The sequence below is a fragment of the Ruegeria sp. BI12 genome, assembly GCF_056537985.1.
Window position 1 is genome coordinate 1,152,399 of record NZ_JBQFSL010000002.1, and the last position, 12,131, is coordinate 1,164,529.

General features: G+C 53.8%; 13 protein-coding genes. 6 read left to right on the forward strand and 7 right to left on the reverse strand.

All coding sequences use genetic code 11. The annotated features are described in order from the left end of the window. Positions 1 to 232: 232 nt before the first annotated feature. The 4 genes from ACR0AK_RS18295 to ACR0AK_RS18310 form a co-directional block, all read right to left on the reverse strand. Entirely contained in the window at positions 233 to 460 is a 228-nt protein-coding gene (locus tag ACR0AK_RS18295) for a hypothetical protein (protein WP_480794421.1), read from the reverse strand. 237 nt (positions 461 to 697) lie between these two features. Next, positions 698 to 1,063 carry a GtrA family protein gene (locus tag ACR0AK_RS18300; protein ID WP_480794422.1) on the reverse strand — a complete coding sequence of 122 codons (366 nt, stop codon included), beginning with the start codon at positions 1,061 to 1,063 and terminating at the stop codon, positions 698 to 700. Then, positions 1,060 to 2,067, reverse strand: a complete 1,008-nt coding sequence (locus ACR0AK_RS18305; RefSeq protein WP_480794423.1) for a glycosyltransferase family 2 protein — start codon at positions 2,065 to 2,067, stop codon at positions 1,060 to 1,062. Before ACR0AK_RS18305 ends, ACR0AK_RS18300 begins: the two co-directional genes overlap by 4 nt. Then, positions 2,064 to 3,584 carry an ArnT family glycosyltransferase gene (locus ACR0AK_RS18310; RefSeq protein ID WP_480794424.1) on the reverse strand — a complete coding sequence of 507 codons (1,521 nt, stop codon included), beginning with the start codon at positions 3,582 to 3,584 and terminating at the stop codon, positions 2,064 to 2,066. The genes ACR0AK_RS18305 and ACR0AK_RS18310 overlap by 4 nt, the downstream gene beginning before the upstream one ends. Positions 3,585 to 3,726: 142 nt before the next feature. On the opposite strand from ACR0AK_RS18310, the gene ACR0AK_RS18315 reads away from it, so the two are divergent. The 6 genes from ACR0AK_RS18315 (at position 3,727) to ACR0AK_RS18340 (ending at position 9,567) form a co-directional block, all read left to right on the forward strand. Then, complete coding sequence (locus ACR0AK_RS18315) at positions 3,727 to 4,398, forward strand: response regulator transcription factor (protein ID WP_170560640.1); 672 nt, start codon at positions 3,727 to 3,729, stop codon at positions 4,396 to 4,398. Position 4,399: 1 nt separating this feature from the next. Beyond that, entirely contained in the window at positions 4,400 to 5,779 is a 1,380-nt protein-coding gene (locus tag ACR0AK_RS18320) for a sensor histidine kinase (protein WP_480794425.1), read from the forward strand. 193 nt (positions 5,780 to 5,972) lie between these two features. Next, positions 5,973 to 7,448: a multicopper oxidase domain-containing protein gene (locus ACR0AK_RS18325; protein WP_480794426.1), complete on the forward strand. Its 1,476-nt coding sequence runs from the start codon at positions 5,973 to 5,975 to the stop codon at positions 7,446 to 7,448. A 111-nt stretch (positions 7,449 to 7,559) separates the two neighbouring features. Further along, positions 7,560 to 8,429: a glycosyltransferase family 25 protein gene (locus ACR0AK_RS18330; RefSeq protein ID WP_480794427.1), complete on the forward strand. Its 870-nt coding sequence runs from the start codon at positions 7,560 to 7,562 to the stop codon at positions 8,427 to 8,429. Positions 8,430 to 8,624: 195 nt separating this feature from the next. Next, positions 8,625 to 8,933: a PepSY domain-containing protein gene (locus ACR0AK_RS18335; RefSeq protein WP_480794428.1), complete on the forward strand. Its 309-nt coding sequence runs from the start codon at positions 8,625 to 8,627 to the stop codon at positions 8,931 to 8,933. Between the two features lie 205 nt (positions 8,934 to 9,138). Beyond that, positions 9,139 to 9,567, forward strand: a complete 429-nt coding sequence (locus ACR0AK_RS18340) for a GlcG/HbpS family heme-binding protein (RefSeq protein ID WP_480794429.1) — start codon at positions 9,139 to 9,141, stop codon at positions 9,565 to 9,567. Positions 9,568 to 9,823: 256 nt separating this feature from the next. On the opposite strand, the gene ACR0AK_RS18345 is transcribed toward ACR0AK_RS18340, so the two are convergent. The 3 genes from ACR0AK_RS18345 to ACR0AK_RS18355 all read right to left on the reverse strand — a co-directional run bounded on the left by ACR0AK_RS18345 (position 9,824) and on the right by ACR0AK_RS18355 (position 12,128). After that, a complete protein-coding gene (locus ACR0AK_RS18345; protein WP_480794430.1) occupies positions 9,824 to 10,951 on the reverse strand; it encodes a cytochrome-c peroxidase in 1,128 nt (375 codons plus the stop codon). Beyond that, a complete protein-coding gene (locus ACR0AK_RS18350) occupies positions 10,948 to 11,253 on the reverse strand; it encodes a hypothetical protein (protein ID WP_480794431.1) in 306 nt (101 codons plus the stop codon). The genes ACR0AK_RS18345 and ACR0AK_RS18350 overlap by 4 nt, the downstream gene beginning before the upstream one ends. 68 nt (positions 11,254 to 11,321) lie before the next feature. Beyond that, positions 11,322 to 12,128 carry an amidohydrolase family protein gene (locus tag ACR0AK_RS18355; protein ID WP_480794432.1) on the reverse strand — a complete coding sequence of 269 codons (807 nt, stop codon included), beginning with the start codon at positions 12,126 to 12,128 and terminating at the stop codon, positions 11,322 to 11,324. Positions 12,129 to 12,131: the final 3 nt, after the last annotated feature.

A 12,131-nucleotide genomic window follows, 5' to 3' on the forward strand; every position in this document is an offset into this window, starting at 1 on the left:
CCCAAAGCCGACAACCAGCTGGGATTTTGATGCTGTGGTGCGGCCCGTCATAGCTGTCATCTGTGGGTTGCGCCGGCAAGGTTCGCACTAGGTGTCTTAACCGTGCGCTGCGCGAGCAAACTCCTTGGGGCAGCCGAACGGCCATCACCGGCTCGGTATTCGAGACTCCATTGCGAAGGCGGGTTCTCATTGAACAAACAGATCGTCAGGCGCGGCGGCGAAGTGCGCAATCTTATCCACCCACATAAACACCGCTTTTGGGCCGGTAGAAAATCTTCTGGTCATGAAGCCTGCCTAACAGGGACTGAATACGGCGTAGTGACTCTTCCCGCTCCATTCTTTCAGCCTCAAGCTCGCCGGTTGCTTCATGAGCTAGTGAAGCCAATGCGCGCCGCAAGGAGGTTTCGATAAGATCAATGTCCTCGACCGATAGTTCGAACATGTCATTGTACTGGGGCATTCCAAGACCTCGTGCTTAGGCGTGGGTCTTCAGACTGCCTCAGCCAGCCTCTTTTTTCCAGTTCTCTCCAATGATGGTGCCATCAGTACCTGATTGTGAAGCTGTACTGCCGGTTACCCAATGCTCCGGCAGCGTTCTAATTCGAACGCAACGTCGGCTCAGTGTTCGCATTGCTGCACCCGCCTAAATCAATCTTCAACCTTTTCTCGATCGAAAAGGGAACTGTTTTTCCACCGATCAGAATGCCCAATTTCGACTTAGGAAGAAGGACAATAATGCAGCAAGAACAACAGCCAACACGAGGGCAGGCTCAGCTGAAATTCTCTCTGTCGACTCTGCGGTGATCAGTATCCCGCCATTCAGCACATAACCCGTCACCGCGACTACAAAATATCGCGACAGAGCTACTAGGATTGGGGCAGACTTATCCGCAAAGGTGAAGAAGTAATGCGCTGCGAATCCGAACAAAAAGGCGCCACAGAAAGCCAATGCATGTGCAACATGAAGTGTGATGCCACAGCGAAACAGAAATAGACCGAGCGCTATATGCACCATTGTAGCTAAAACTCCAACTGCTCCGAACCGGCAGGCTTGAGCTATCATGGCGATCCGTCCAGATTGGGGCCGAAATCTTCCGCAACGATAAAGCCAGGGCGGCCTTTCACTTCTCCGAAAACTCTTGCAACGTATTCGCCAAGAATGCCTACCGAAACTAGCTGCACGCCTCCGAGAAGGAATATCGCGGCAGCAAGTGTCGACCATCCCGGGACATCAATACCGAACACAAGGGTACGGGCTGCGATCCAAGCACCATAGACAATGGACAGTGCCGCAATGGAAAATCCGATGAGGGTCCACATTCTGAGCGGCCAAGTTGTGAAAGACGTGAGTCCTGTAAGGGCGAGTTTCATCAATTCGATCAATCGGAACTTCGACGTACCATGCCTGCGGGGCTCAAGCTCGATCTTGATTTCCTTGCTGCGAAAGCCCACCCAGCCATACAGTCCTTTCATGAAGCGATTGCTTTCGGGTAGGTCGCAAAGCGCGTCAACGACCCGTCGGTCCATCAATCGAAAATCTCGCGAGTCTGGCGGGATGGTTACATCGGCGCCAAGGTTCAACAGTTTGTAAAAAAGCCGCGTAAAAAGCCGTTTGGATCTGGGTTCATCTGCGCGATGTGCCCGGCTCGTATAGACCATCTCATAGCCGTCTTCATAGGCTTTCAACATGTCATTCAAACAAGACAAAGGTTCTTGCAAATCGGCGTCCAGGATCACTACAGCCTTTCCACGGCTGACCTTCAGGCCTGCCATGATTGCCTGCTCTTTGCCGAAGTTTCGCGAAAGCCGCAAAACACGCAGCGGGTAATCTGCGACCAAAGCCTTAGCGCGTGACAAAGTGGTATCTGTGCTGCCGTCATCGACAACGATGATCTCATAGGTTTCGACCAAACATATGACTTCGGCGTGAACCCTGCTAATTGCTTCGCCGATATTTCGTTCTTCGTTATGTGCGGGGATAACGATGGAAAGTGTCGGTATTGGTGCTTTCCACAGATTGAAATCTTTGGCCAAGCGATAGGACGCCGCAATACGTTCCTGTTTCATGTACGCCCCCCCACCTGGGGAAACTCGACAAAAAGATGCCGACGACCAATGCGGCCAAGGTTTTGAAACCGGCTTCCGATCAGATGCTTGATCTTTGGTAAGTCGTGAGGTTCCACGGCCAAAGCATCCGGATGTGCATTGGACAGCATATGCTCAATAACGACCGGGTCCTCGGTCGTGTGCACGGCTCCTGCGGAATAGAACTCAGCGGAATAGCTGCGGCTGCCCCAATAGGTCACATGCATGTCCGGTGCTATTGCAACGGCCTGTTCGATCAGGTCTTTATCTGATCGCAACTTCACGCGCTCCGGATTTGCAAGAACAACGAGCAAAAGGCATAGATAAACAGCACCGCTGGCGACCAGCGCGCCCATAAAGGCGAGGCGTATAACCCCGTCCTTCCGCGCCCTGTCTTTCGTCCGTAGCGAAACCAAGAGCAACGCTGCAGCCGGTAACGCCGGCAGCGTGTAGGCGGGCAGGATGTTGGCAGCAGATGTGAACAGAATCAACGGTGACAGACACCAAAGCAGAAGGTAGCTGTGCCAGCCGCTGTCATCCTTTCGAAACTGTCGCGACGTTTCTTTTGGCCGAAGTAGAAGCGCGGCTGCGAATAAGGTCCACGGCAAGAACGCCCCCAACGCGAAGATCCAAATCATCCCTTTGGGTTCGGCATGTCCGTTGCCGTAAAGATCACCCTGCCAGCCGGAGACCAGAAAGCGTTCTATGTGCTCTCCTATCAGGAAATAGCGCAGGTATCCCGGCGTCGCGGCCTCAGCCGCCAGATACCATGGCAGAGATAGGACAATCGTCAGTAACAGACCAATGCGCCATGGCAATCGTTTCAGAATGGACCAACGGTTTCCAATCAGCAGCCACAGGAAGATCGGGATGCCAGTCAGAACAACGGCAACCGGCCCCTTCGCCAGCAGACCAAAAGCCAGGCCGAAGAAAAACAGATATCCCCAGCCAACGCGGTCGGGCGCAGTGACACAGACAAAAAAGCCCGCCATGCAGAGCGTGGTTCCCAAAACAAGCGCCATATCCGTCATCACAAAGGCAGACGCGCCGAAAAACAAAAGCGATGACGTGAGGACGGTTACTGCTATCAGGGCCTGATCGGTCCCGCTCTGGTACCGCATCAGTGAATAAGTCACAGCCAACGTAGCCATGCTCAACAACAGGATCGGAAATCGCGCGCCGAAGTGTCCAACCCCAAAGAGCTTCATTCCGATTGCCGAAGCCCATGTATGCAACGGAGGTTTTGCCCAGAACGGCACACCGTAATCAAACTGAGGCATGATCCAGTTCCCGGTCTCCAACATCTTGCGGGCGATCTCAGCGTATCTGGCCTCGGTCGTGTCCGTAATCGGAAGCCAGAAAATCAGCAAAACGCGAAGTATCAGAAAACCGACCAAACAACCGAACAACATGTTTCGTTGAGACGCCGTGAGCCTGAATGTGTGAAAGGGCGCAGGCTGGGTACTGCGCGCCTGAAAGCTGGGGTCGATAGTAACCATGGGTCCATCCTGTGAGTGTAGGGATCGACTAAGGTTCTCGAAATCCTCGGATCATGGGCGCAATTATACAATTTGGTAATGTGCTAGCAGGCGGGGGTGGGAATCCAATAGAGTGGTCAAAACCAATCTGCAGGCCCAAGCAATGCGCGTACTTATTGTCGAAGATGATGCCGAGACGGCGGAATACATCAGCTCCAGCTTGAATGCGCTGGGACACACCTACGAAGTCGCGTCTGACGGCAAACAGGCCTTCTTGCAGGCATTAGACAGCGATTTTGATGTGATGATTGTTGACCGAATGCTTCCCAAACTCGACGGTTTGGCATTGGTCAAATCCATTCGCAGTGCTGATGTAAAGACACCCATCATATTCCTCAGTGCCATGAACGGCCTGCATGACCGTATTGATGGGTTGGAAGCCGGTGCGGATGACTATCTGGTGAAACCGTTTGCGTTCTCGGAACTGTCGGCCCGGCTGATGGCACTGACGCGACGCCCGCCAATGCAATCAGAGCCAACCACGCTCAAAGTCGCCGATCTCGAAGTCAATTTGATTGCACATACGGTCACCCGCGGGGGTCAAGAAATCGCCGTACAACCCCGCGAATACCGGCTGTTGGTACATCTGATGCGCAACGAAGGTCGAGTTGTAACGCGCACAATGTTGCTGGAGGCGGTGTGGGATTTCCATTTCGACCCAAAGACCAACGTGGTCGAGACTCATATCAGCCGCCTGCGACAGAAAATCGACAAACCGTTCATCAAAGATCTGATCCATACGGTTCGTGGCTTTGGCTATAGCCTGCATGCTTAACATGAAAATTCCCTGGTCTGGTCTTCGCAGCACATCCACGAAACTGTCACTGCAGTTTGCTTTGCTTTACTCGGTGCTGGTCGCGCTGATGTTCTTCGGGGCCTATCGCCTTTCAATCTATGAAATTCGGGATCGCACGTTCGATCAGATGCGTGCGGATGCCCAAACCTTGATGGGCGTTTATGCCGACCACGGGGCGGACCGTTTGACCGAGCACGTCAAGGCACTGCAAACGGTGAACTTCGAAAACTCACGGATTTTCCTGCTGCTTGATGGGAACGGTCGAACTGTCTCTGGAAACATATTGGAGATAGACCTGGCTGCGGTGACAGGTGACGATGTGCAGTTCATCCCGGTTGATGACATCGAAATCGATGGAGATCTCGAAGACGAAGTCACCGGTTACTGGCTTACCCAAACCCGCGTTGGCCCGTTTGAGTTCATTCAGGGGACTGGCGATCATGTGGGCAGTGAGGTGGTCGAAGCTTTGGGAGTCGCGCTATTCATCGGGTCTGTGCTCGCGATTGCCGCCGGATTGCTGGCAGGAGTCTGGGTTGGCAAGATAACCGAAAAACGCATCCTTGATATCTCAAATACGTTGGACCGCGTTTCAACCGGTGACCTTCAAGCGCGTATCCCAACCTCGAACGGAGCCAGCGACGATCTGAGCCGGGTCTCAGAAAGCGTCAATGCGACGCTCGGTCAGCTGGAAACCTTGCTGGAGACCCAACAGCAGATTTCGAATGACATCGCCCACGATCTGCGCACGCCATTGCAGCGGTTACGCCAGCGGCTGGAGCGGTTGGAGAGCCAGTCACAGCCCGAACCTACCGAAGCCGGGTCGGCTTTGGCCGAGGTAGAAGACATCATCACGACCTTCAATGCCTTGCTAAGGATCGCACAAGTCGAAGCTGGAGATCAGCGAGCCAGGTTTGAAAAGGTGGACCTCGACACTGTGGCAGAGACTGTGTTCGAAGTATTTGAGCCTTCAGCAGAAAACCAGAGCCAGGTGTTACGCTTGACACGCTCACCTTCGGCGGCGCTGGTGCTCGGGGACCGGGCCTTGTTACTGCAGCTGGCGTCGAATTTGATCGAAAACGCCCTGCGCCATTGCCCGGCAGGTACAACGATAGATGTCATTGTTGATGCAAGCGACGAACACGCGACACTTATCGTCGCGGATGATGGCCCCGGCATCCCAGCCAAAGACCACGAGCGCGTTTTCCGACGCTTTTTCAGAGGCGACAAAAGCCGCAGCAGTTCCGGACACGGATTGGGCCTTTCAATGGTAAGAGCCATTGCAGCCCTGCACGAAGCCGATGTTGAGCTGAGCGATAACGAACCGGGCCTGAAAGTTAGAATTGTATTTCGCAGACTTTAAGCGGGCCAACATCACCCTTCTGCGCGCAACTCGGATCAAGCCTCCTGCCAACATTACCAATCGGTAATGTTCCAGACATCTTACGGGCAGCCGAGATGCTGTTTGTGTCACCAGCGGCGCTGGCAGGCTTACCTCGTTCCTCCACGCGTCAGCTGGGGCCAAGACGGTCCGTTGGCACACTACGGAGAAACAGGTGAACAGACGCGATTTCTTAGCTGCGGCAAGCTCAGCCGCATTGCTTCCTTTGTCGGGCACAGCTTGGGGGCAGGCCGCGCCTCGTCCTTTGCCGATCATCCCGATCACCGATGTGACCGGCGGAATCGACGGCCGGATCAAGTTGGACCTGCGGTCTGGTACTCATGACTTTGGCACCGGTACTGGAAGCGCCACGTTCGGTATCAACCACTCCTACCTCGGGCCGGTGCTGCGGGTGAAACAGGGGCAGACGCTCCCCTTCGAGGTCACGAACCGGATCGGCGAAGTTACGACTTTGCACTGGCACGGGTTGCACATACCGGGCGTAGTCGATGGCGGCCCCCATCAGGAAATCGAACCCGGACAGACCTGGTCACCGGATGTGCCCATCGTGCAGCACGCCTCGATGAATTGGTTCCATTCGCACATGCACGGCAAAACGGCGAGGCAGACCTACACTGGTTTGGCAGGAGTTCTGTTGATCGAGGATGACGCCAGCCAGTCTGCGGATATTCCCAATACCTATGGCGTTGATGACTTTACGCTGGTTCTGCAGGACAAGATGTTCAACGGCTCTGGTCAGATGGACTATGTCCTGACAGGCGAAGTGTTCGAAGAAGGTTTCACCGGCGACACCCTCGTCGTGAACGGAGCAATCGCTCCAGTCGCTCAGTCAGTTCCGCAGGGTTTGGTTCGCCTACGTATTCTGAACGCTTGCAACGCGCGATTTCTGACCTTGTCCCTACAAAGCGGGCCGCTGACCGCGATCGCATCAGATGGCGGCTTTCTGGCATCGGCGGTACAAACCGACAGCATCCTGATGTCGCCGGGCGAACGCTACGAAGTTCTGATCGACACGAGAACGACTGACACCAATGCATTGATGGTGAGTTTTGGTGAGGCCGAAGGGCTCATGGGATTCATGGGCTCCTTGTTTGGCGGCGGCAGCAATAGCTTCCCTGCTTTGGTTCTTAACCGACGCACAGAGACGGGGTTTACAGGGTCGTTACCCGACAGGCTGGCCAACCTTTCCCCTGCAGATCGAACCACAGCAACGATCACCAGATCCTTTCAACTAAATATGGGTGGAAGCGAAGAACTTGCGACCCTTGCCACCCTTTGGGGCAACGTTTGTGGCGACGGCGGAATGGGAATTAATGGCCAACCCATGAACATGGATCGCATTGATGAACGTGTCCGCAAAGGCGACACAGAAATCTGGAGGATCGCCTCGGACGACCAGCTGCATCCCTTTCACATTCACGGATGTTCATTCCGCATCCTGTCGCAGAATGGCGCGGAACCAACCGCCTACGCACAGGGTTGGAAGGACATGGTGCATGTCGAAAACGAATGGTCCGAGGTGCTGGTCCGGTTCGACCATCCCGCAACGAACGACGCCCCGTACATGTACCACTGCCACATTCTGGAACACGAGGATTGTGGGATGATGGGGCAGTTCACGGTTGGCTGACATTTGTACCAAGAACAGACTTTGCCCGCCTTTCGCCGTCTTGTTGCAATCCTGCGGTAGGTCTGACGGCAATCGCGCGTTCGCCGCTAAGATCCAGAGGGAAAACCCAATATGCGAATACTCGTAATCAATACGCCAAACAAAGCCTCTCGGCGGGCCTTTCAACAGGCTCAAGCAAAGCGGTTGGGCTTGGATCTGGAATTTATCAATGCCGTTTCTGTCGACGATCTGCCGGCGCGCGTATTGCAGAACGCAGCCAACGAATGGACCAGAGCGATCCGGGCACAAGATGTGGCGTGCACCTTCTCTCATTGGCGCGCTTGGGAGGTCATTGCGGAGCAGGCTGAACAGGTTTGCGTCCTTGAAGACGATGTATTGCTCTCTGAGAATTTCAAAGACGTTCTCGACTATATCGAGAGACGTCGTGATAGTTGGAGCTGTGTTTATGATCTTGAGTTTGCAGTTTTAAAGCACAAACTCAGTCGAACTCCGGTTTGGCGAAACGCCGGCTTAAAGGTCGCAGCGCATCGCATCTACAAAAACAAACGCGGCGCGGCGGCCTATGTTCTGGGACCAAAGGCCGCTCAGAGGTTGCTGCGAGAAGCAAATGGCTATCACATGATGGAAGCCTTTCTGTGGACGAGACACTGGATGCGACAATTTCAGATTGAACCCTGTCAGGCTGTGCAGCTTGATGTCTTCGATCCAAATGCCAGCTTTGGTGAGCAAGACACGGGACACCAGACTACCAAGGTTTTTAGCAACAAATCCTGGATTGGCGCCAAGCTGAAACGGCTTGCGCTTTCGGTCGAAGAACTCCCTCTGGTGTTGTCCGGTTTGGTGTTTGGAAGGCGCAGATCGCTGCGCATGTGTCGCGACGACTACGTTCCTCCAGAGAGTAGGCCACGGGTTCAAGCGAAACATGCCAAAAGGGCGTCGCCTCCGAACAGAGAGAGGCCAGGGCTAGTTGAAGCGACCTGACGTGATGCCTTCATACGTTTTTCCTGCGGCCAAGCAGAGCTGTTGGAGATTCTCAAACCTGAACAATCTGTCATCTGCAGGCAAAGTCGCGGAGAGCACGCCTTCCCTAATTAGTGTTGCAGGCGGAATGAACCGCTTCGCAGATGAAAAGGGAAACCACGCTTGAAAAATTTAGCGGTATTAACGGCAAGCGCAATGACGTTTGCCCTGCTGTGCACGGCAAGCAGCGCACAATTGGCGGCTGGCCAACCATCTCTGAGGTCTTCGCTGACATTCAACGAAGCGATTGCAATCGCGCTTGAAGAGCAACCTGGCACAATCGCAGAAATCGCGTTGGAGCACTCCAATGATAAAGTTGTGATCGATATCGAAGTTATCAACGACGACGGAGACGAAATCGAATTCCACCTCGATCCGGAGAGTGGTGAGATTCTTTCTACCTGGACCGATGACGACCCCAGTGATGACCCCGGTGAAACAGACGATGAAGATCCGGACGGTTAATGTCCGAATGCCCACAAGGGCTCACCCTATCAACGAAGACGAAGCGTATCGCAAACTGGTCAACAACGGCCAGTCCCCTGTGCGATGCACCTGCAATTCCTCCTACCTCTCTGAAAAGGAAACCAAAATGAAGATGTTTACTAAAACGTTTTGCGCTTCTTCCGTTTTACTGGCCAGCGCCGCGTACGCCGAGCCGCACGTGGAAATGAGCATCCCTCTCGAGTGGGCACAAACCGCCGCCACCGTCGCATCTCAGACTTGCGCTGATATGGGATTTGCGACAACGGTCACTGTTGTGGATCAGCGTGCTCAACCCCGCGTCCAACTCATGCGCGAAGGCGCATTTCCGCACACCATCCACACCAGTAGCCGAAAAGCAATCACGGCCGCGTCGCGCCGCGAAGCGACTTCGGTGATTGAGGCCGAAAACGAGCATGAGCCCACGTTGGGTGCTGTCTTCAATGAAATCGGTCTGATTACACTTTCCGGGGGCATCCCGATAATTTACGAAGGTGCCGTCATCGGTGGCATCGGAATTGCTGGGTCTCCTGGCGAGGATGCAAATGGAAAGGAATTCGACGACATCTGCGCCGAAGCAGGTATTGCTGCAATCAACGACCAACTGAAACCGTAGCGAAAATTAACTGGAACAGAGGGGCGTCCTTGGGAGCCCCTGCCTCCTACAACTACTACAAACTCAGCTTTTTCAGTGACCGGAGACTTAGTCGTAGTCGCAGCGAATAGCGGCTTCCCACCCTTAACTTCGTCCGATGAAACTGACTTGTCGACTTAAGGTGACGGTATAGCCAGTCTCGCCGCATTTATTTTTGTGAGCCCGCGGAATTTGACCAAGCCAAATAGCCTATTCCCGAGCTGTGAACAAAGACGCTCTAGTAAAGCTCCTTCGACAACGTCACCAAAAATGCAACCAAGTCTGCAATCTCCTGCTCCGACAAATTCAATTCCGAGAGAATGGCTTCACCGTCGGCGTGCAGTCTTTCCGTATCAATCTTACTGTAATGCCGGATCACTGCGTTCAGATCACTTAGGCTGCCGTTATGCATGTACGGAGCGGTTTCAGACACTCCCCGCAAGCTGGGCGTGCGGAAGGTTCCAAAATCAGAATGGCTCCTTCGTACATTTCGAACCGCCCAAGCACCTTGTCTGTTCGGATCATCATTCCAGTCGCCGTCCAATGTGTAGGGGCTTGAGAGTAAAAAGTTCAGTCCACCGAACCGCCCTTCGTCGACCTCGGTTTCATTCAGAAAATATGGCACACCAGCGTCATGGAACTCGTTGTTGGAAAATCTCGGACCATTGTGGCACAACACACAGTTTCCACGCCCCATGAACAACTGAAGACCTCGCTGTGCAGCTTCGGGGTAGCTCGCAGCCGCTGCTAAATCTTGGTTCTCCAATGCATCGCGGAATTCGTCAAAGGGTGTCCGGTCCGTAGCCAAAGTTTCCAAGTAAGCGGATAGAGTTTTGGCAATGTTCACCAGCACAAGCTCTGAATCTTGAACCTGAATGTCGCCAAACATGGCTTCAAATTCATCAATGTAGTTGCTTTCTGAGATAGCGGTTTTAAGGCTATCGGCACTGTGGGCCATCTCTTGTTCTTCGATGATCGGATGCAGGCTGGCTGCCCAAAGATTATCGCTTTTGCCACCCCACCCATACCAGCGGAGTCCAGCCAGGTTCCGCAGCGATGGAGTGTTTCGATCTAACAGTACACGGCCGAGCGCCCGCGCCTCTGGCGTTGTAAATGCCTGTTCAGGATCATGACAACTTGCACAAGAAAATGCACCGTCGACGGACAACACCGGATCGTTGAATAAGGCCTCTCCAAGCGCGATCGCTCTGGCATTGTTCGAAACCCTATTGCTTGGGTCCGACTGGAAGGATGGTGGCCAAGGCCCAAAGGAAAGCGTTTGTTCAATTTCGTCTGCAGACAACAAGACCTCTGCACGCACTGCACCTGTCAGGGCTATCAGCGCAGCTGTAAACCACAGCTTCATTTCAGCGTAATTTCTGACGAGTAGAAAATTGATTGGCCATTGATGTCGACATTGACCTGCAGCTCCCACAAACCCGGCATGTGAAACAGCATATCATCAACGCGGAACGCTCCGCCGCCCAATGCGGTAACTTTGGGGGTGTAGTTCATACCGTGTCGATGAGCGGGCATGATTGCATCCACACGCATTTGGCCCACGGCAGTTTCACTACAAATAGAAACCAGTACGGAAAACGGTTGAGCCAACGGAATCTCATCGACGGACAGATAAACCTCGGGTGCGTTTTGAACTTCCGAATTCATACGTTGCCCAGTTACATCACAAGCAAAAGCCGTGCTGGACCAAATCAGAAACCAGACAGCGCAGCGGATCATTCTGATGCCAGCAAACGTTCTGCGTTGGCATAGGCAATGTTGTCCGCAATCTGGTCCGGCAGCAAATCCAACCATTCACGCGAAAAATCTGCGTGGGGGCCGACATAGTACCAGCGTTCCGGCGCAAATGTATCCGTACCGACCATAAACCGATCGGGATGGGCTTCGAACGCAGCCTTCCAATTCGGGTCGATACTGCCTCGTGAGACCATGTCCGAACGAAATGCCAAATCGGCCCAAAGCCTGGGATAGGTGTCCAGCGCGTCAACAACACTCGCCGGATCATCAAAGCCAGAGTGGGCCCACAGTACCCGAGCTTCAGGCCAGGTTTCGAAGATCAGGTCAACGGCCTCTCGATCGCCGTGGTGGTGTAAAATGAGGTTCCGCTCTTTCGCCAGTGCAATCATGCGCTGGATAACCGGCGTCTTAATGTCGTCTCCGTAAGCGTGAAACTCGCCGATGGCTTCGTAGTCGTTCTTAGCCAGATTTGCTTCCAAATAGTCGATTACGGTTTCATCGTGCATCCAGGTGTTGATTTCACCGCGACGCCGGTAAGGGCGCAGTGCCGGAACAACGATATCTGGTGCTGCGGCCAACAACAACTGAGTACCATTGTCATCCGAGCTGGAGACCAGGGCTTTACGAACGCCCGCGTCCCGAAGGATTTTGGCCACCTGTTCAGGAGGAACCAGTTTGACGGCATCGTGGCTGTAATGAATATGCGCGTCAAAGATCGGGCGCTCTTCTGCGATAGCACTACTGCAAATCAGCGCGGCACCTAATATGAAGATATGTTTCAGCACCTC

Bases quoted from the DNA above. Each gene is read 5' to 3' on its own strand.
- ACR0AK_RS18295 (WP_480794421.1), bottom strand. From the start codon at position 460: ATGCCCCAGTACAATGACATGTTCGAACTATCGGTCGAGGACATTGAT.
- ACR0AK_RS18300 (WP_480794422.1), bottom strand. From the start codon at position 1,063: ATGATAGCTCAAGCCTGCCGGTTCGGAGCAGTTGGAGTTTTAGCTACA.
- ACR0AK_RS18305 (WP_480794423.1), bottom strand. From the start codon at position 2,067: ATGAAACAGGAACGTATTGCGGCGTCCTATCGCTTGGCCAAAGATTTC.
- ACR0AK_RS18310 (WP_480794424.1), bottom strand. From the start codon at position 3,584: ATGGTTACTATCGACCCCAGCTTTCAGGCGCGCAGTACCCAGCCTGCG.
- ACR0AK_RS18315 (WP_170560640.1), top strand. From the start codon at position 3,727: ATGCGCGTACTTATTGTCGAAGATGATGCCGAGACGGCGGAATACATC.
- ACR0AK_RS18320 (WP_480794425.1), top strand. From the start codon at position 4,400: ATGAAAATTCCCTGGTCTGGTCTTCGCAGCACATCCACGAAACTGTCA.
- ACR0AK_RS18330 (WP_480794427.1), top strand. From the start codon at position 7,560: ATGCGAATACTCGTAATCAATACGCCAAACAAAGCCTCTCGGCGGGCC.
- ACR0AK_RS18335 (WP_480794428.1), top strand. From the start codon at position 8,625: ATGACGTTTGCCCTGCTGTGCACGGCAAGCAGCGCACAATTGGCGGCT.
- ACR0AK_RS18340 (WP_480794429.1), top strand. From the start codon at position 9,139: ATGAGCATCCCTCTCGAGTGGGCACAAACCGCCGCCACCGTCGCATCT.
- ACR0AK_RS18345 (WP_480794430.1), bottom strand. From the start codon at position 10,951: ATGAAGCTGTGGTTTACAGCTGCGCTGATAGCCCTGACAGGTGCAGTG.
- ACR0AK_RS18350 (WP_480794431.1), bottom strand. From the start codon at position 11,253: ATGAATTCGGAAGTTCAAAACGCACCCGAGGTTTATCTGTCCGTCGAT.